This window comes from Streptomyces sp. NPDC091371, from assembly GCF_040684275.1.
GTDB lineage: Bacteria > Actinomycetota > Actinomycetes > Streptomycetales > Streptomycetaceae > Streptomyces.
In genome coordinates this window covers 1-17,548 of record NZ_JBFBFP010000009.1, presented here as the reverse complement: position 1 = coordinate 17,548, position 17,548 = coordinate 1, and the positions used below count along the sequence as shown (strand labels likewise).

The following is a 17,548-nucleotide window of genomic DNA, read 5'->3' as shown; positions in this document are numbered from 1 at the left end:
GTCCTCAGATCCCCACCGTGAAGCCTTGGGTCCAGCTCTGCATGTCGCTGACGATGCTGTCCCACAATCCTGTGACGAGCAGCAGACCGGTGAGGACCAGCATGCCGCCACCGATGCGCATCACCCACGCATAGTGCTTCTTCACCCAGCCGAACGCGCCGAGCGCCTTGCGGAAGGCGATCGCGGCGAGGATGAAGGGCAGGCCGAGGCCGAGGCAGTAGGCCACGGTCAGCAGGGCTCCGCGGCCGGCGCTCGCCTGGTCGATGGAGAGGGTGTTGACGGCGGCGAGGGTCGGGCCCATGCAGGGCGTCCAGCCGACGCCGAAGAGCACGCCGAGCAGGGGCGCGCCGAGGAGGCCCGCGGTCGGCTTCTTGTGGAAGCGGAACTCCCGCATCGTCAGACCGGGGATGGCCCCCATGAAGAAGAGGCCGAGGACGATCACCAGGGCGCCGAGCACCCGGGAGATGACCTCCTTGTTGTCCTGGAGGCTCGCGCCGAAGTAGCCGAAGAGGGCCCCGGTGGAGACGAAGACGGCGGTGAAGCCCGCGATGAACAGGCTCGCGCCCGCCAGCATCCGGCCGCGCCGGGCCTCGGCGAGGTCGGCGCCGCTCACACCGGTCACGTAGGAGAGGTAGCCGGGGACGAGCGGCAGCACGCAGGGCGAGAAGAAGGAGACCAGCCCGGCGAGGACCGAGATGGGCAGGGCGAGCAGCAGGGCGCCGTTGAGGACCGTGGTGTTCACGCCGGCCGGCTCACTTCTCCGCGAGGAGCGGGACGATCATCGAGCGCAGCTGCTCCTCGTTGACCGCGACCAGGGTGCGGGCCGCGATCTTCCCCTCCTTGTCGAGGACGATCGTGGAGGGGATGGCCTGCGGGTTGAGCGTGCCCTTGGGGAAGCGGAGCATCAGCTTGCCGTCGGGGTCGTAGAAGCTCGGGTAGGTGATCCCGTAGTTCGTCTCGAAGGCGGTCGCGTTCTGCTTGCTGGTGTCGCGGGTGTTGATGCCGACGAAGGCCACGTCCTGGCCGGCGTCGGCGAGCTCCTTGGAGACCTTCGCGAAGTGCGGGGCCTCGGCCCGGCACGGCGGGCACCAGGAGCCCCACACGTTGAGGACGACGACCTTGCCCTTGAGGGCGGTGGTGTCGAGGGTCTTGCCGTCGACGCTCTCGCCGTCGAGCTTGGGGGCCTCGGTGCGTTCGCCCCGGGCGACGGTGGAGATGCCGCCGGCGCCCGTGACGTAGTTGCCGCCGGAGCTGCCGTTCGGCTTGCTGCCGCTGTCCCCGTCGCCGCACGCCGTGAGGGTGAGGGCGCTCGCGAGGGTCACCGCGGTCAGCAGGAGGACGCGGCCGCTGGTCGAGCGGCGACGGGGGGCGCGGCTAAGGCTCATGTGAAAAGTTTCGCATGAGCAATTCCGGGATCTGCCGCGCCCCCCGGAGGGCTGTCAATGCGCTGGTCAGGCGTACGGGGCCGGGTCAGGCGGCCGTCATGTAGGCGCTCCAGCCGCCGGCGGGTGCCTGGCCGGGGCCGAGGCCGCGGAGCCGGGCGAGGACCTTGGGGTCCTGGACGTCGAGCCAGTCGGCGAACTGACGGAACGATACGAGCCGTACATCCTTTTTGTCCGCCATGCCCTTGAGGGCTTCCTCGACGGCGTCCATGTAGATGCCGCCGTTCCACTCCTCGAAGTGGTTGCCGATGAAGAGCGGCGCACGGTTGGTCTCGTAGGCCCGCTTGAAGCCGCCGAGGTAGGTGGCGGTGGCCTGGGTGCGCCAGGCCGGGTAGTTGGAGGGGACGCCCTTCGTGGTGTTCTTCGACTGGTTGGCGAGGATGTTGTAGTCCATCGACAGCACCTCGAAGGAGTGCCCGGGGAAGGGCAGGGACTGCAGCGGCAGGTCCCAGAGGCCGGACTTCTTCACCGGCCACTGCTGGAGGCCGCCCGGCGAGCTGGAGTCGTAGCGCCAGCCGAGCTTCTGGGCGGTGGCGAGCAGGTTGTCCTGGCCGAGGAGGCAGGGGGTGCGGGCGCCGACCAGTTCCTTGCGGTAGTCGAAGGGCAGGGGCGCCAGGTCGGTGAAGCCGGTGTTCGTGCGCCAGTTGGTGACGAAGGACACGGCCTGGTCGATCTCGCTCTGCCAGTCGGCGGGGCTCCACTTGCCGACGGAGCCGGAGCCGCCGCAGAAGTGGCCGTTGAAGTGGGTGCCTATCTCGTGGCCGTCGAGCCAGGCCTCGCGGACGTACTTGATGGTGGAGCGGACGTTCTCGTCCTTGAGGTAGCCGATGTCCGAGGCCCCTACGGGGTTGTTCGGCGGCTGGTAGAGGCTCTTCTTCGACTCGGGCAGCAGGTAGAGGCCCGAGAGGAAGAAGGTCATGCCCGCGCCGTGGTCCTTGGCGAGCTTGAGGAAACGCGGGAAGAGTCCGTTGCCGATCTCCCCCGCGCCGTCCCAGCTGAAGACGACGAACTGCGGCGGCGTCTCGCCCGGCTGCAGGGGCACCGGTTTGGCCGGCTGGTTGGGCTGCGGACCGGTGTCGGCGGTGGAGCCGTCACCGATGGCCTTGGCGGCCGGGCTCTCGCCGGCCTTGGGGTTCTTTATCGGCCCGGGGGTGCCGGGCTCGGCCTTGTCCGGTGAGCCGCAGCCCGCGATACCCACCGCGGCGGCCGCCCCAAGTCCGAGCCCCAGCACTCCCCTTCGACTGAAGTCGCGCATGTCACCGTCCCCACTGTCGTTCACACATTCCGACCCAAAGTCCATATAAACGGACAAGTTGGACGCAGCTGTGTGCTGACACGGTGATTCCCGCGCATCTTTGTATTTAGTTGGACCGGTATGTAACGGCCCGTAACAGTCCGCCGATCAGGCGCCGAACGCCTTCGACGCGCCCTTCACCGGCTTCGCTCCGGCCAGGAGATGGGCCGGGACCAGGTCCCGGGCCGGCTCGCTGTAGCCCACGGACACCAGCTTGTCGCCCTGGAACGTGAACGACGTCAGCGAGGCGAGCGTGCACTGCCGGCGGCGCGGGTCGTGCCACAGCCGGCGCTTCTCCGCCCAGCTCCGCACGATCCAGATCGGCAGCTGGTGGCTGACCGCCACCGCCTCGTGGCCGCGCGCCGCGTCGCGCGCCGCCTCCAGCGCGCTCATCATCCGGACCACCTGGTCGACGTACGGCTCGCCCCAGGAGGGCTTGAACGGGTTCGTCAGGTGCTTCCAGTTGCCCGGCTTGCGCAGCGCGCCGTCGCCGACGCCGAAGGTCTTGCCCTCGAAGACGTTCTCCGCCTCCAGCAGCCGCGCGTCCGTCGCCAGGGCCAGGCCGTGCACCTTGGCGATCGGCTCGGCCGTCTCCTGCGCCCGCTCCAGCGGGGAGGCCACCACGTAGGTGACGTCCCGGCCCTTCAGGTGCTCGGCGACCCGGTCCGCCATCTGCCGGCCCAGCTCGGAGAGGTGGTAGCCCTCGCGGCGCCCGTACAGGACCCCGTCCGGGTTGTGCACCTCGCCGTGGCGCACCAGGTGCACGACGGTGAGGTCGTTCGAGGGGGCTGTGCTCATGCGGTGGCCTCCGCGGCGGCCCGGGCGGCGGCGGGCAGGGCCGCCGCGATCCGCTCGATCGCCTGCTCGTCGTGGGCGGTGGACACGAACCAGGATTCGAACGCGGACGGCGGCAGGTAGACGCCCTGCGCCAGCATCGAGTGGAAGAAGCCGTTGAAGCGGAAGGACTCCTGCTTCTTGGCGTCGTCGTAGTTGCGGACCTCGTCCTCGGTGAAGAAGACGGAGAACATGTTGGACGCGGTCTGCAGCCGGTGCGCCACGCCCTCCTTGGCCAGCGCCGCCGTGACGAGCCCCTGGATCTCCTTCGACACGGCGTTGACCTTGTCGTACGCGGCCGCGTCCAGCAGGCGCAGCTGCGCGAGGCCGGCGGCGGTGGCGATCGGGTTCCCGGAGAGCGTGCCGGCCTGGTAGACGGGCCCGGCGGGCGCGAGGTGGCCCATGACGTCGGCGCGGCCGCCGAAGGCCGCGGCCGGGAAGCCGCCGCCCATGACCTTGCCGAAGGTCATCAGGTCGGGCTTGACCCCGTCCACGCCGTACCAGCCGGCGCGGGAGGTACGGAAGCCGGTCATGACCTCGTCGGAGATGTACAGGGCGCCGTTCTCGCGGCAGAGGTCGGCGAGCCCCTGGTTGAACCCGTCGAGCGGGGTCACCACGCCCATGTTGCCGGGCGCGGCCTCGGTGATCACGCAGGCGATCTCGCCGGGGTGCGCGGCGAAGGCCGCCCGTACCGCTTCGAGGTCGTTGTAGGGCAGCACGATCGTGTCGCCGGCCTGCGCGCCCGTGACACCGGGCGTGTCCGGCAGCGCGAAGGTCGCGAGACCGGAACCGGCGGCGGCCAGCAGCGCGTCCACGTGGCCGTGGTAGCAGCCCGCGAACTTCACGACCTTGGCCCGGCCGGTGAAGCCGCGCGCGAGGCGGATCGCCGACATGGTCGCCTCTGTGCCCGACGACACCAGCCGGACCTGCTCGACCGGCTCGATCCGGGCGACGATCTCCTCCGCAAGGGCGACCTCGCCCTCGCCGGGGGTGCCGAAGGAGGTCCCGCGGGCGACGGCGGCCTGGACGGCCTCGATCACCTCGGGGTGGGAGTGGCCGAGGATCATCGGTCCCCACGAGCACACGAGGTCGACGTACTCGCGACCGTCGGCGTCGGTGAGGTACGGACCGGTGCCGGACACCATGAACCGGGGCGTACCGCCCACGGCGCGGAAGGCGCGCACGGGAGAGTTCACGCCGCCGGGGGTCACGAGGGAGGCGCGCTCGAAGAGCGTCTGCGAAACTGGGGCTTCATACGGGTACGGGTAGCTCACACCAGCCATGGTCTCAGAGGCCGCGACAGACTTGCGGGCGGGCGTTTCACCGCGTCGCCGCGGGGGAGGTCACTGCCATGATGATCAGGCTGCGTGGCGGGGGCCGCGGGGCCGGGGCGAGCAAGACCAGTCGGGTGGAGATATGCAACGCGGTGGTGGACCGGGCGAGGGTACGGACGGCCTCGATCCGCAGCGCGCCCGCGAAGCCCGCGAGGCCCGCCGCCGGGGCAAGCACCGCCGCCGCGCGGCGGAGGCGGCCGACGCCGTCCCCGGGCCCACCCTGCCGTCGGACGACGACCTGCCCAAGGGCGGCCGGGGCATGGGAGTGACGTACAGGTACTTCGGCGCCCCCGACGGCGCTTCCGCCGCCCGGGTCCCGGTCACCATGCGCCCGGAGGAGCTCGGCGGCGACGAGCTCGGCATGGGCGGCCTCTTCAGCAAGATCAAGCCGGAGACGGTGGCCGCGATGGTCCTGACCGGCATCGAGGGCATACCCCTCCACAAGGTCCCGCCGCTGGAGCTCGTCGTCCTGCACCCCGACTACGCGGTGGTCAAGCTCCCGATGACGGTGGTCGACCCGCTGCGCGGCATCGGCGAGGAGTCGGTGGGAGCGGCGGCGTTCATCTGGTCCACGGTCCCGGACCGCGGCGGCCCGAGCGACGCGTTCAACGTCTACCAGCTGCTCCACGAGTGGCAGGACTTCTCCCACCGCCTCCACGAGAACGGCCACCAGGCGTACTGCCTGGTCTGGCCCTGACGGGCCGCAGCACCCGGTCGCGCGGGTGCGCGACCGGGCGTCGGTACCGGGCAACCGCCTAGGCCAGGAGCTTCTGCTTGGCCTGGTCGAACTCCGCCTGGGTGATGTCGCCCTTGTCCTTGAGCACGGAGAGCTTGTGCAGCTCGTCCGCCGAGCCGCCGCCTCCGCCGCTGCCGGCCGCCTGGCGGACGTAGGCCTGGAAGGCCTCCTCGCTCTGCTTCATCTGCTTCGCGTCCCGCTCGGCCATGCTCGGGCCGCGGGCGATCAGGTAGATGAAGACGCCGAGGTACGGCAGCAGGAGCACCAGGATCAGCCACCCCGCCTTGCCCCACCCGCTCATCCCGTGGTCCCGGAAGATGTCCGAGATGACCTTGAAGAGCAGGAAGAACCACATGATCCACAGGAACAGCCACAGCATCGTCCAGAAGAGGTTCAGCAGCGGGTAGTCATCCATGCCCGACTCCGATCGTCTCCGCGCGTATCCGCATATATACGGATCATCCGCGCGCTCCAATCCTTCATACCGTCCGGTGATCGGAGTCGCACGCGGAGCGCATGGCCCCCGACGATGAAGACATGAGCCTTCCGGACGACTGGCAGCGCCGCCGCCGTGTCATCGGTCACCTGGCCCGCTCGGTGGCCTCGACCGCCCTGCTCACGGCGCTGTACTACCTGGTCCCGCTGGACCGCCAGGTGGGGCTCGGCACCGTCTTGATGCTGCTCACCGGGCTGGCCCTGTTCGGCGCCCTGCTGGCCTGGCAGGTCTCCGCCATCGCCCGTTCGGAGTATCCGCGGCTGCGCGCGATCGAGGCCCTGGCCACCGCGGTGCCGTTGTTCCTGGTGATGTTCGCGGCGGTGTACTTCCTCATCGCCAAGGAGTACCCGGCCTCGTTCACGGAGTCCCTGACCAGGACCGACGCCCTGTACTTCACCGTCACCGTGTTCGCGACCGTCGGCTTCGGCGACATCGCGCCCGTCTCCGAGTCCGCCCGCGTCCTCACCACCGCACAGATGGCCGCCGACCTGATCGTCGTCGGCATCGTCGCGAAGGTGCTGTTCGGCGCCGTCCGGATGGGGCTGCGCCGGAAGGGGATCGAGGAGGACCTCGAAGAAGAACCGTAGGGTGCGGTCATGGTGGAACGCGAGGACCCCGCGGTACGGCTGGCGCCCTGGACGGCGGACGACTTCTGGCTGCTGGAGCGCAAGAACGAACCCGTCATGACCGAGCACCTCGGCGGACCGGAGCCCGCCGCGAAGCTCCTCGACCGGCAGCGGCGCTACGAGGCCATGAGCGCCCGGGAGCCGGCCGCCGGGCGGATGTTCCGGGTGGTGCTGGAGCCGGCCGGCGAGAGCGTCGGCTCCATCGGCTTCTGGGAGCGGGAGTGGCAGGGCGAGCCGGTGTACGAGACCGGCTGGGGCATCCTGCCCGAGTACCAGGGGCTGGGCCTCGCGGTGGTCGCACTGCGGGAGCTGCTGTCGTACGTCCGCGCCCACGGCTCCCCCGGCCGCGCGACCCTGCACGCCTTCCCCGGCACCGACCACCCGGCCTCGAACGCCGTCGCCCGCCGGGCGGGGTTCGCCTGCCTCGGCGAGGTCGAGTTCGAGTACCCGCCCGGGGTGCCCCACCCGAGCAACGACTGGTGCCTGCGGATCGGGCGGCCCTGAGGACACGCCCTCAGGGCCGCGCGGCGGGGGGGCGCGCGGCCGGGGTCGCGTGGCCAGGTCACACCGCCCCGGTCACGCCGCCCAGGTCACGCCGTCAGGATGATCCGGCCCCGCACGCCCGGGGTCGCCAGCCGGTCGTGTGCCTCGGCGGCGTCCGCGAGGTCGAAGGCCTCCCCGGCCCGCAGCGCGAGGCCGCCCGCGTCGACCAGGGAGACCAGGCGGGCCAGGTGCTCCCCGTCCGCGGCGACCTCCTGTTCCACCACCCGCACCCCGCGCTCCGCGGCCGGGGCCGGGGCCGCACCCGGGATCAGGCCGACGTACACGCCGCCGTCGCGGACGAAGCCGAGCGCGGACTCCCCCAGTACGGCCGCGTCCAGCACCCCGTCCACCGGCTCGGCCGGCCCCGCCCCGCCGCGGGGGACGAAGGCGGCCGCGCCCAGCGAGCGCAGGTACGCCTCGTCGCCGGCGCCCGCGAGAGCCGTCACCTCCAGCCCGGCCCGTACCGCGAGCTGCACCGCGAGGGCTCCGACCACCCCGGCGGCGCCGGTGACCAGCACCGAGGAGCCGGGGGCGAGGCCGAGGAGGTCCACGGCACGGCCCGCGGTGAGCCCGGCGAGGGGCAGTCCCGCCGCGGTCGCGGTGTCCACGGTGGCCGGCGCGGCGGCAATGGCGGTGGCGTCGAGGACGGCGTACTCGGCGTGCGTGCCCAGCGGCTTGACCGTCCCGTAGTGCAGCCCGACGACCCGCTGCCCGGCGGCCCAGCCGGCCACCCCGGCGCCGACCTCGTCGATCTCCCCCGCCACGTCCCAGCCGAGGCCGATCCGCTGCCCGGCCCCGCCGAACACCCCGGCGCGGACGGCGCCGTCCACCGGGTTGACCCCGGCGGCGCGGACCCGGACGCGGACCTGGCCGGCCTCCGGGCGCGGGAGCGGCACCTCGGCGATCTCGACGCGCTCGGGCCCGCCGAACTCGCTCACGACCACTGCCTTCATCGTTGCGATGCTCATGATCTCTCCCCGTTGCTCGTTTTCCGTGAGCACTAACCTAGGGAGAGGTACTCTCTTTCCGTAAGTACGTACCTCTGAGTGCGTACCCGACCCGGAAGTGGGGCACCCATGGCCACCCGCACCGCCGCGGCCCGCCGCGAAGAAGCCCGTCACGCCTACGACGCCTTCCTCAAGGAATGCCCCACCGGGCAACTCCTGGCCCGCATCAGCGACAAGTGGGTCGGCCTCGTCGTCAGCGCCCTCGCCGAGGCCGACGACCGCACCATGCGCTACAGCGACCTCGGCCGCAGGATCCCCGGCGTCAGCCAGAAGATGCTCACCCAGACCCTGCGCTCCCTCGAACGCGACGGCCTCGTCACCCGCACCGTCACCCCCACCGTCCCCGTCCGCGTCGACTACCGGCTCACCGAACTCGGCGGCAGCCTCGCCTGCCTGCTCTCCTCCGTGAAACTGTGGGCCGAGAACCACTTCGACAAGGTCAGCGCCCACCGCCAGGCCTACGACGAGGCCGCGGCCGCGGCCGAGCAGTAAAACCCCCGCGCCCCACACCCCCGCAGTGGCATGCTGACAACGTGAACGGACCCGGCATTCAGCTCACCCTCGCCCCCGACCTGCGCCTCTTCGCCGCACCCAGCAGGCGCGCGGAGCGCGTACCGACGGCAACCGACGGCGCCTCCAGCATCGGACACGTCGTCGAATCCGCCGGAGTCCCGCTCACCGAAGTCGGCCGCCTCCTCGTCGACGGCCACGAGGTGCCCGTCTCGTACGTGCCCCAAGACGGCCAGAACGTCGAGGTGTTCGGCGTCGAGCGGCCCCAGCGCGTCGACGGCGCCCCGCTCCGCTTCCTCCTCGACGTCCACCTCGGCACGCTCGCGCGCCGCCTGCGCCTGCTCGGCGTCGACGCCGCCTACGAGAACGAGGACATCGGCGACCCGGCCCTCGCCACCCGCTCCGCCGCCGAACAGCGCGTCCTGCTCTCCCGCGACCGCGGACTGCTGCGCCGCCGCGAGCTCTTCGCCGGCGCGTACGTCTACAGCGACAACCCCGACGAGCAACTGCGCGACGTACTGGGCCGGTTCGCTCCCGCCCTCGCACCGTGGACCCGCTGCACCGCCTGCAACGGGCCGCTGCGCGAGGCCGACAAGGACAGCGTCGGCGACCGCCTGGAGCGCGGCACGCACCGCTCCTACGACGTGTTCGCGCAGTGCACCGAATGCGAGCGCGTCTACTGGCGCGGCGCCCACCACGCCCGCCTGGAGCGGATCGTCGACGAGGCCCTCACGGAATTCGGCGGTACGGAGGCACGCGCTCAGAAGGCGTAGGCGTCACCGGTGTCCAGCGCGAGCACCACGTGCTCGTTGTTGGCGAGGTTGCGGTCCGTGGCGCCGCCGTTCCACCACGTGTCCACCCGCACCACCACCTCCGGCGCCCGCTCCCGCAGCCCCAGCACCATCCCGATGTGCCGGCCGCGGCCGTGCAGCGGCATCGGCCCGGTCTCGCACACCACCTCGCGCAGCCCCGCCCGGGCACAGCCCGCGGCCAGCTCCTGCCGGTCCGCGAGGTCGACCGACAGCCGCACCCGCACCGTCGCGTTCGGCACCTCCGAGGGCCCCTCGTTCTCCGGGACCAGCCAGACCCTCAGCTGCGCGTCGGCCAGGGCGACGCGGCCGTGGTACGAAACGTCCGCCTCCGGCCCGGCCCAGGCCCCCGCGGGAGCCTGGGCCCCGAACGCCAGCAGCCCGGACAACCCCGCCACCACCACACCCGACACGGCACCACGGCGCATCGCCACCGCCACCACCTCCTCTTCGCGCTCTTCGCGCGGAGGCTAGCCAGCGCAGTACCCGACCGGTCGGACCATCACACGAATGAGGGCGGGGCATGCACCCATCCGCCCACGCCGCCGCCCCGCGCCGCTCGGCCGCCGACCCCCGCCGCCCGGCCTATGCTGGCGAGTATTCGCCCGTACGAACGAACGACCGAGGAGCCCCGCACATGAGCACGACCACGGCCACCCGCACCGCCGTAGTCACCGGAGCGAGCAGCGGCATCGGCGCGGCCACCGCCCGGCAGCTCGCCGCGGCCGGCTACCACGTCATCCTCACCGCCCGCCGCAAGGACCGCATCGAGACCCTCGCCGCCGAGATCACCGCGGCCGGCCACTCCGCCGCCGCCCACGCCCTCGACGTCACCGACCGGGCCGCCGTCGACGCCTTCGCCGCGTCCCTCGACCGCTGCGACGTGGTCGTCAACAACGCGGGCGGCGCCCTCGGCGTCGACCCCGTGGCCACCGGCGACCCGGCCGACTGGCGCACGATGTACGAGACCAACGTCATCGGCACCCTCAACGTCACCCAGGCCCTGCTCCCCGCGATCACCGCCTCCGGCGACGGCACGGTGGTCGTCCTCTCTTCCACCGCCGGGCACGCCACCTACGAGGGCGGCGCGGGCTACGTCGCCGCCAAGAACGGCGCCCGCGTCCTCGCCGAGACCCTCCGCCTGGAGCTCGTCGGCCAGCCCGTACGCGTCATCGAGATCGCCCCGGGCCTGGTCAAGACCGAGGAGTTCGCGAAGACCCGCTTCCGCGGCGACACCGAGCGCGCGGCCAAGGTCTACGAGGGCGTCGCGGAGCCCCTCTCCGCCGACGACGTGGCCGAGACCATCACCTGGGCGGTGACCCGTCCCAGCCACGTCAACATCGACCTCCTGGTGGTCCGCCCCCGCGCCCAGGCCTCGAACACGAAGCTGCACCGCGAGCTCTAGTCCCTACGGGACCAGCCCGGCCGCCTTCAGGTGCGGCACGAGGGCGGCCGGCTTCAGCCCGGCCGCCTTCGCCGCGTCCAGCGCCCGCTGCAGGTCGGCGGCCAGGGTCGGCGTGAAGTGCAGCAGCACGATGTCACCGGCCTTCAGCTGCGGGGTCGGCGGCGTCTCGCTCCAGGTCGTGAAGTCGTACGTCCACGTCACGAGCGCCTTCACCCCGCACGCCTTCGCCGCGAGCCGCACCTCGTCGTTGACGGCCCCGTACGGCGGCCGCAGCAGCTTCGGGGTCCGCCCGAAGGCGGCCTGCAGCTGCTCCCCCGCCCCACACACCTCGGCGTCCTTCCCGGCGGCGTCGAGGGTGGTCAGATCGGGGTGGTTGACGGTGTGGTTCTCGACGCTCGCCCGCCCCTGCTCCGTGAGCGCGGTGAAGTACTGGGTGTCGTACGAGGTCGCCCCCGGCAGCAGGAACAACGACACCGGCACCCGCTTCTCCAGCAGGATCCGTGCGGCCTCCGGATCGTGGTTCCAGCCGTCGTCGATGGTGATGAAGACGACGTTCTCCTGAGTCGGCACATGCGCCACGACGGGCGGCAGCCCGACCCCGGCCTGAGCGGACCCGGCGGCGGTGAGGGCGAGCGACAACGACGCGAGCGCGGCGACAAGCACGCGAGATCTCCACATGCCGCACACCTTGGTCTAGACCAAGTCCGGGCGTCAACCCCCTACTTGGGCGTTCCCTCCGCCGAAAGCGGGCGCGCGATGAAGGAGTTGCCGCTCCCCACCACATCGGACGGCCGTGGGGCCCGGGCAGCCGGCTACGACCGGTCCGGGCCCCCCGGCAGCTCACCGCAGCGTGAGCGGCGTCTCCGACTCAGCGCGCGACAGCTTCTCCGGGTTGCGGACGTAGTAGAGGCCAGAGATGCGCCCGTCCTCGACACGCGCCGCCATGATCCCGTCGAGCTCCCCGTCCAGGTGGACCACCAGCGCCGGGCTGCCGTTGACCAGGGTCAGGCCGACGGTGAACGGGATCTCGTTCTTGCGGAGCCCGCCGATCATGAAGCGGGACACCTTGTCCGAGCCGAGGATCGGCCGCACCGCCGCCTGCTTGATGCCGCCGCCGTCGCTCATCAGCACCACCTCGGGCGCCAGCACATCGAGGAGACCTTGCAGGTCACCGCCTTCGAGCGCCCGCTGGAACGACTCCAGGGCCGCCCGCGTCTCGCTCTGCGACACCACCTCACGCGGGCGCCGGGCATCGACGTGCTTCCGGGCCCGGTGCGCGATCTGGCGCACCGCCGCCGGGGTCTTGTCCACCGCGGCCGCGATCTCCTCGTACCCGACGTCGAACACCTCGCGCAGCACGAACACCGCACGCTCCGTCGGCGACAGCGTCTCCAGCACCAGCATGACCGCCATCGACACGCTCTCCGCCAGCTCGACGTCCTGCGCCACGTCCGGCGCCGTGAGCAGCGGCTCCGGCAGCCACGGCCCGACGTACGACTCCTTGCGGCGCGACATGCTGCGCAGCCGGTTCAGGGCCTGCCGGGTCGTGATGCGGACCAGGTACGCGCGCTGGTCGCGCACCTGCTCCAGATCGACCTCCACCCACCGCAGCCAGGTCTCCTGGAGCACGTCCTCGGCGTCGGCCGCCGAGCCGAGCATCTCGTAGGCGACGGTGAAGAGCAGATTGCGGTGGGCGACGAACGTCTCGGTCGCCCCGTCGGTGGCTTGATCACTCATACCTTGATCATCTCCCTTTCGACCTGCCCCGCCAGCCCGTTGCGCAGAACCTCCTCGCGCACGCCACCGCCCGAGACCTTGTGCAGGCCGTACCCGCCGGGCTTGTGCGCCTCCTCGGCCAGGTGCTTGACGACGCCCTTGCAGACGATCTCCTTCAGCTTCGCGCCCGGAGTGCCGGCAACGTGGAACCACAGCGCGGTGTCGTTCTTGTGCGCGAACTGGAAGATGCCCGCACCCCGCCCCAGGCTGATGCACTGGCCGGCGAACACCTGGTTGAGGGTCGCGGGCTGCTCGTCCCCGATCCTGCTGAGCACGGTGTCCGCGGCCCGCGCGCCCAGCGGGATCGCGGCCTGGCAGCTCATCCGCAGGGGCAGCCCCGACGGCGCAGCCGAGTCCCCGGCCGCGAGGATCCTGTCATCATCCAGGCTGGTCAGCGTCTCGTCCGTCAGCAGCCGCCCCAGCGCGTCGGTACGCAGCCCGCTCCGCACTGCCAGGTCCGGCACGCCGAAGCCGGCCGTCCAGATGGTCACCGCGCTCGGCAGCTCACGGCCGCCGGCCAGCCGCACGGCATCCCGGGCCACCTCCGCCACCCGCGCGTCGGGGCCCTCCAGCACGGTCACCCCGAGCTTGCCCAGCCGCCGCGCGACCGAGCGCCGACCCCGGGCGTGCAGGTACGGCCCCAGCACCCCACCGCACACCAGCGTCACGGCCCGCCCCTGCTCCGCCAGCTCCGCGGCCGTCTCGATCCCGGTCGGCCCGGCCCCGACCACCACCACCGGAGCCGTCGCCGGCGCGGCCTCCAGCGCCGGGCGCAGCCGCTCCGCCTCCTCGAAGGTCGCGATCGGGTACGCGAACTCCGCGGCCCCGGGCACACCCGGATCGGCGCTCCCGCTGCCCACCGCGTAGACCAGGTAGTCGTAACCGACCGCACCCCCGCCCGCCAGCTCCACACACCGCCCGGCCGCATCGATCCGCACCGCGGCGTCGACGACCAGCCGCACGCCCTCGGCGAGCACCTCCCGGTACCCGACGACCGCGGGGTCCTTCCCGGCCACCATCTGGTGCAGCCGGATCCGGTGGACGAAGTCCGGGCGCGGGTTGACCAGGGTCACGGTCACGCCGTCGCGCTGCGTCAGCCGATTGGCGGCCATGACTCCGGCGTACCCGCCACCGATCACCACAACGTCGATGTTCTCGCTCACGGTGTCTCCTTCGTCCGTCTCCATGGGCTCGCCCACAAGACACCGCACCCCCGCCGGCTGTGACACGGTGTGGCCCGGATCACTTCCCGGGCACCGTCCGGGCATGCCAAAGGGGCCCGGACCGTTGCCGGTCCGGGCCCCTCGCGTGCGGGCGTCAGCCCTTGATGCAGATGACCTGCTTGAGCTTGGCCACCACCTGCACGAGGTCGGTCTGCTGGTCGATGACCTGCTCGATCGACTTGTACGCGCCCGGGATCTCGTCCACGACGCCCGAGTCCTTGCGGCACTCGACGCCCTTGGTCTGCTCCGCCAGGTCGCGTGCCGAGAACTTCTTCTTCGCCGCCGTGCGGCTCATCTTCCGGCCCGCGCCGTGCGAGGCCGAGTTGAAGGACTTCTCGTTGCCGAGGCCCTTCACGATGTACGAGCCCGTGCCCATGGAACCCGGGATGATCCCGTAATCGCCGCTGCCTGCGCGGATCGCGCCCTTGCGCGTGACCAGGAGGTCCATGCCGTCGTACCGCTCTTCCGCCACGTAGTTGTGGTGGCAGCTGATCTCCTGCTCGAAGGAGACCTTCGCCTTGCGGAACTCCTTGCGGATGACTTCCTTGAACAGGCTCATCATCGCGGCGCGGTTGTACTTGGCGTACTCCTGAGCCCAGAACAGGTCGTTGCGGTACGCCTCCATCTCCGGGGTGGCGGCCAGGAACACGGCCAGGTCGCGGTCGACCAGACCCTGGTTGTGGGCGAGGCCGTGGGCCACGCCGATGTGGTGGGCCGCAAGCTCGTTGCCGATGCCCCGGGAGCCGGAGTGGAGCATCAGCCAGACCGAACCTGACTCATCGAGACAGAATTCGATGAAATGGTTGCCGGATCCGAGCGTTCCGATCTGCTTCATGGCGCGTTCCCGACGGAATTTGACCGCATCGGCGATGTAGTCGAACCGCGTCCAGAGGTCGTCATACCCCTGCACCGAGAAGCCGTACAACCTCGAGGGGTCCACGGCCTCCTTGTGCAGACCCGTCCCCACCGGAATCACCTGCTCGATCCGCGACCGCAGCTTCGACAGGTCCCCCGGCAGGTCGTTCGCCGTCAGGGACGTCTTCACCGCCGACATACCGCAGCCGATGTCCACGCCCACCGCCGCCGGGCAGACCGCGTCCTTCATCGCGATGACCGAGCCGACCGTCGCACCCTTGCCGTAGTGGACGTCCGGCATGACGGCCAGGCCCTTGATCCACGGGAGGCCGGCCGTGTTCTGCAGCTGGCGCATCGCGCTGTCCTCGACCGACGCGGGGTCGGTCCACATCCGGATCGGAACCTTCGCCCCGGGTACCTCTACGTACGACATGCGGAATCAATCCCCCGAAAAACACAGAAAAGTCGGAATGCGCAAAAAGCCTCGCTCTTAGCCCCAAATGCGACAGGGGACCGGCGCCGGCACCAGCGTGTGCGATAGACATTGTGTCCATCCGCGCCCGAGTCGCGGCAACGTATTTAAGGGGGCCAGTGGACGTGCAGCGCAAGGCGGCGGTACGGCGAGTCCTGCCCGGCATCGCGATGTTCGCCGCGCTCGCGGCCGGCGCGAGCGGCCTGACCGGGTGCACCGGCGGGGGTGACGCCCCGGGCGGCAGCGACGCGAAGGGCGGCGGGAACCAGGCCGCGCCCGCGCAGCCCGGGAAGTACCGCAGCCTGCCCGCGCCCTGCAAGGCCGGCGTCGAGAGCAAGCGGCTGAAGGGGATGCTGCCGATCCCCGACACGCTGCCCGCCCCGCAGCGCGACCAGTTGTACGCGGGCGTCGCGGACGCCTCCTACGACGGCGACCGGCACGTCGGCTGCCGCTGGAGCGCGACGACGCCCGAGGAGACGCGGCTGCTGTCGGTGGTCTTCGAGCGCGTGGTCTCGTACGACCGGGCCACGATGAGCGACGACGACAAGGCGCGGCAGGTGTACGTGCGCCGACTGACGGATGCGCACCTTCCGCTGCCCGGGCCGGCCGCTGGTACGAGTCCGACGGCCACGCCCACGCCCACGCCTACCGCGCCCGCCGCCCCCGCCGCCCCGGGCGCGCCGGGCGTACCTTCGCCGAGCACGAGTCCGTCGACCAGTCCGTCGACGCCCGTCGAGCTCGGGTCGCGGGTGCTGGAGGGGCTCGGGAGCGAGGCCTACGTCGAGGACAAGCTGAGCCCCGCGGGGGCGAGCGCGGCGCAGTCGCGGACCGTGCGGATTGTGTTCCGTACCTCGAATGTCATCGTGACCGTGGAGTACAGCGTGCAGCCGGCCCTGCCCGGTGTGGTGCCGCCGAGCGGTGAAACCCAGGACAGGGCAAGGCAGTTGGCGCAGGCGTTGGTCGAGCGTTTCAACGAGTGAGGGGTGTGCGCCGCGCCCGGGGGTGACGGCGCGCACAGCATGCCGGCGGCGGGTCGGGCTACCGTTGCTCGGGTTCGCGTCCGAAGTAGTCCGACCATCGCATCTGAAGGAAATATGCACCGATCAGCCTCGCGCCTCACCCGCGTTCTCGCCTGCGCAGCCGTCCCGGTGATCCTCACCGTCGCCGGCTGCTCCTCCGACTCGGGCAAGGACTCGGACTCGGGCAGCGGCAAGAAGTCCGGTTCCTCCTCGTCCGCGAAGCCGAGCGGGAAGGCTTCGGCCTCCCTGGAGAAGGCGACGTACGCGGCCCTGCCGGACCCGTGCAAGGTCCTGCAGACGTCGACGATCGACGCGCTCGTCCCGGAGGCGAAGGACAAGAACGGCTCGGCCGCCAAGTCGAACGACCTGGCCAGCCGGGCGAGCTGCTCCTGGAACGGTCTGGACGAGGACGGCCTGAAGGGCTCGCAGTACCGCTGGCTGTCGGCGTCCTTCTTCCGCTACGACTCCCACGCCTCGCTCGGCAGCGCCGACAAGCGTGCCGAGGAGCAGTACAACAAGCAGGTCGAGCTGGCGAAGGCGACCGAGGGTGCGCAGAACCTGAAGGCGGAGCCGGCGGGCGGCATCGGCGACCAGGGGACGTCGGTCGTGTACTCGGTGAAGAAGGACGTGGACTCCTTCAACACGACGATCGTGGCGCGCACGCACAACGTGGTGATCACGCTCGACTTCAACGGTGCCGCGTACGAGGGTGCCGGCGCGCCGGACCACGCGAAGATGCTGCAGGACGCCATCGTGGCGGCGAAGGAGATCGTGGCCTCGGTGGACTCCGCGAACCAGCAGCAGGCGCAGCAGCCCCAGCAGCAGCAGTCGCAGTCCGCGCAGCCCCAGCAGTAGCGGGGCCAGGGGAGCCGAGACTTCCGGTCGGGCTTACGCTGTGCCTGCCGTGGCGTGGTAAAGGCTCGGTAAGTGCTCCGTACGGGCTCCGTACGTGCTCGACAAGGGGAGGGGATCACGGGTGGCCGCGATGCAGCTGACTCGTACGCACCGGATACTCATCGGTGTCGTGGTCGCCGGTGCCGTGGTCATCGCGGGGATCGGCTTCGCGGGTTCCTACTCCGCGGTGCGGGCCCTGGCGTTGCAGAAGGGCTTCGGCAGCTTCTCCCTGGTGTTCCCGATCGGTATCGACGCCGGCATCTGCGTGCTGCT

Annotated in this window: 21 protein-coding genes; 9 read left to right on the top strand and 12 right to left on the bottom strand. The window is 71.2% G+C overall.

The window, feature by feature from the left end:
• Positions 1 to 4: 4 nt before the first annotated feature.
• The 5 genes from AB0O21_RS12890 to hemL all read right to left on the bottom strand — a co-directional run bounded on the left by AB0O21_RS12890 (position 5) and on the right by hemL (position 4,853).
• Positions 5 to 742: a cytochrome c biogenesis protein CcdA gene (locus AB0O21_RS12890; protein WP_365170101.1), complete on the bottom strand. Its 738-nt coding sequence runs from the start codon at positions 740 to 742 to the stop codon at positions 5 to 7.
• A gap of 10 nt (positions 743 to 752) precedes the next feature.
• The gene (locus AB0O21_RS12885; protein WP_365170099.1) at positions 753 to 1,385 is read right to left on the bottom strand and encodes a TlpA disulfide reductase family protein; all 633 of its coding nucleotides are present in this window, start codon (positions 1,383 to 1,385) and stop codon (positions 753 to 755) included.
• Positions 1,386 to 1,470: 85 nt separating this feature from the next.
• The gene (locus AB0O21_RS12880) at positions 1,471 to 2,697 is read right to left on the bottom strand and encodes a hypothetical protein (protein ID WP_365170096.1); all 1,227 of its coding nucleotides are present in this window, start codon (positions 2,695 to 2,697) and stop codon (positions 1,471 to 1,473) included.
• Between the two features lie 147 nt (positions 2,698 to 2,844).
• Complete coding sequence (locus AB0O21_RS12875; RefSeq protein WP_365170093.1) at positions 2,845 to 3,534, bottom strand: histidine phosphatase family protein; 690 nt, start codon at positions 3,532 to 3,534, stop codon at positions 2,845 to 2,847.
• On the bottom strand, positions 3,531 to 4,853 hold the full coding sequence (gene hemL / locus AB0O21_RS12870; RefSeq protein WP_365170090.1) for a glutamate-1-semialdehyde 2,1-aminomutase: 1,323 nt from the start codon (positions 4,851 to 4,853) through the stop codon (positions 3,531 to 3,533). The genes AB0O21_RS12875 and hemL overlap by 4 nt, the downstream gene beginning before the upstream one ends.
• Positions 4,854 to 5,163: 310 nt before the next feature.
• On the opposite strand from hemL, the gene AB0O21_RS12865 reads away from it, so the two are divergent.
• Complete coding sequence (locus AB0O21_RS12865; RefSeq protein ID WP_365170622.1) at positions 5,164 to 5,601, top strand: hypothetical protein; 438 nt, start codon at positions 5,164 to 5,166, stop codon at positions 5,599 to 5,601.
• Between the two features lie 58 nt (positions 5,602 to 5,659).
• Here AB0O21_RS12865 and AB0O21_RS12860 read toward each other — a convergent pair whose 3' ends face one another.
• Positions 5,660 to 6,055 carry an SHOCT domain-containing protein gene (locus tag AB0O21_RS12860; RefSeq protein WP_365170087.1) on the bottom strand — a complete coding sequence of 132 codons (396 nt, stop codon included), beginning with the start codon at positions 6,053 to 6,055 and terminating at the stop codon, positions 5,660 to 5,662.
• Positions 6,056 to 6,177: 122 nt separating this feature from the next.
• On the opposite strand from AB0O21_RS12860, the gene AB0O21_RS12855 reads away from it, so the two are divergent.
• Positions 6,178 to 6,723 carry an ion channel gene (locus AB0O21_RS12855; RefSeq protein WP_365170084.1) on the top strand — a complete coding sequence of 182 codons (546 nt, stop codon included), beginning with the start codon at positions 6,178 to 6,180 and terminating at the stop codon, positions 6,721 to 6,723.
• 9 nt (positions 6,724 to 6,732) lie between these two features.
• On the top strand, positions 6,733 to 7,266 hold the full coding sequence (locus tag AB0O21_RS12850) for a GNAT family N-acetyltransferase (protein WP_365170081.1): 534 nt from the start codon (positions 6,733 to 6,735) through the stop codon (positions 7,264 to 7,266).
• An 86-nt stretch (positions 7,267 to 7,352) separates the two neighbouring features.
• On the opposite strand, the gene AB0O21_RS12845 is transcribed toward AB0O21_RS12850, so the two are convergent.
• On the bottom strand, positions 7,353 to 8,258 hold the full coding sequence (locus tag AB0O21_RS12845) for an NADP-dependent oxidoreductase (protein WP_365170620.1): 906 nt from the start codon (positions 8,256 to 8,258) through the stop codon (positions 7,353 to 7,355).
• 123 nt (positions 8,259 to 8,381) lie between these two features.
• Here AB0O21_RS12845 and AB0O21_RS12840 point away from each other — a divergent pair, with 123 nt between their 5' ends.
• Positions 8,382 to 8,804 carry a helix-turn-helix domain-containing protein gene (locus tag AB0O21_RS12840; protein ID WP_365170078.1) on the top strand — a complete coding sequence of 141 codons (423 nt, stop codon included), beginning with the start codon at positions 8,382 to 8,384 and terminating at the stop codon, positions 8,802 to 8,804.
• 41 nt (positions 8,805 to 8,845) lie between these two features.
• The gene (locus AB0O21_RS12835) at positions 8,846 to 9,595 is read left to right on the top strand and encodes a Mut7-C RNAse domain-containing protein (RefSeq protein ID WP_365170075.1); all 750 of its coding nucleotides are present in this window, start codon (positions 8,846 to 8,848) and stop codon (positions 9,593 to 9,595) included.
• On the opposite strand, the gene AB0O21_RS12830 is transcribed toward AB0O21_RS12835, so the two are convergent.
• Positions 9,583 to 10,059 (bottom strand): hypothetical protein, encoded by a 477-nt coding sequence (locus tag AB0O21_RS12830; RefSeq protein ID WP_365170618.1) that lies wholly within the window; start codon positions 10,057 to 10,059, stop codon positions 9,583 to 9,585. The genes AB0O21_RS12835 and AB0O21_RS12830 overlap by 13 nt on opposite strands.
• Positions 10,060 to 10,268: 209 nt before the next feature.
• Between AB0O21_RS12830 and AB0O21_RS12825 the strand changes: the two genes are divergently transcribed.
• Positions 10,269 to 11,036, top strand: coding sequence for an SDR family NAD(P)-dependent oxidoreductase (locus AB0O21_RS12825; RefSeq protein WP_365170072.1), 768 nt, complete (start codon positions 10,269 to 10,271; stop codon positions 11,034 to 11,036).
• Positions 11,037 to 11,039: 3 nt separating this feature from the next.
• Here AB0O21_RS12825 and AB0O21_RS12820 read toward each other — a convergent pair whose 3' ends face one another.
• The 4 genes from AB0O21_RS12820 to AB0O21_RS12805 all read right to left on the bottom strand — a co-directional run bounded on the left by AB0O21_RS12820 (position 11,040) and on the right by AB0O21_RS12805 (position 15,323).
• Complete coding sequence (locus tag AB0O21_RS12820; RefSeq protein ID WP_365170070.1) at positions 11,040 to 11,714, bottom strand: polysaccharide deacetylase family protein; 675 nt, start codon at positions 11,712 to 11,714, stop codon at positions 11,040 to 11,042.
• 162 nt (positions 11,715 to 11,876) lie between these two features.
• Complete coding sequence (locus AB0O21_RS12815) at positions 11,877 to 12,773, bottom strand: RNA polymerase sigma-70 factor (protein ID WP_365170068.1); 897 nt, start codon at positions 12,771 to 12,773, stop codon at positions 11,877 to 11,879.
• Positions 12,770 to 13,975 carry an FAD-dependent oxidoreductase gene (locus tag AB0O21_RS12810; protein ID WP_365170065.1) on the bottom strand — a complete coding sequence of 402 codons (1,206 nt, stop codon included), beginning with the start codon at positions 13,973 to 13,975 and terminating at the stop codon, positions 12,770 to 12,772. The genes AB0O21_RS12815 and AB0O21_RS12810 overlap by 4 nt, the downstream gene beginning before the upstream one ends.
• 154 nt (positions 13,976 to 14,129) lie before the next feature.
• Positions 14,130 to 15,323, bottom strand: coding sequence for an RtcB family protein (locus tag AB0O21_RS12805; protein ID WP_365170062.1), 1,194 nt, complete (start codon positions 15,321 to 15,323; stop codon positions 14,130 to 14,132).
• 164 nt (positions 15,324 to 15,487) lie between these two features.
• Here AB0O21_RS12805 and AB0O21_RS12800 point away from each other — a divergent pair, with 164 nt between their 5' ends.
• The 3 genes from AB0O21_RS12800 to AB0O21_RS12790 all read left to right on the top strand — a co-directional run.
• Positions 15,488 to 16,342: a DUF3558 domain-containing protein gene (locus AB0O21_RS12800; protein ID WP_365170059.1), complete on the top strand. Its 855-nt coding sequence runs from the start codon at positions 15,488 to 15,490 to the stop codon at positions 16,340 to 16,342.
• 114 nt (positions 16,343 to 16,456) lie between these two features.
• Positions 16,457 to 17,236 carry a DUF3558 family protein gene (locus tag AB0O21_RS12795; RefSeq protein ID WP_365170056.1) on the top strand — a complete coding sequence of 260 codons (780 nt, stop codon included), beginning with the start codon at positions 16,457 to 16,459 and terminating at the stop codon, positions 17,234 to 17,236.
• A gap of 121 nt (positions 17,237 to 17,357) precedes the next feature.
• On the top strand, positions 17,358 to 17,548 hold a 191-nt coding region (locus AB0O21_RS12790), incomplete at its 3' end, for a DUF2637 domain-containing protein (RefSeq protein WP_365170053.1).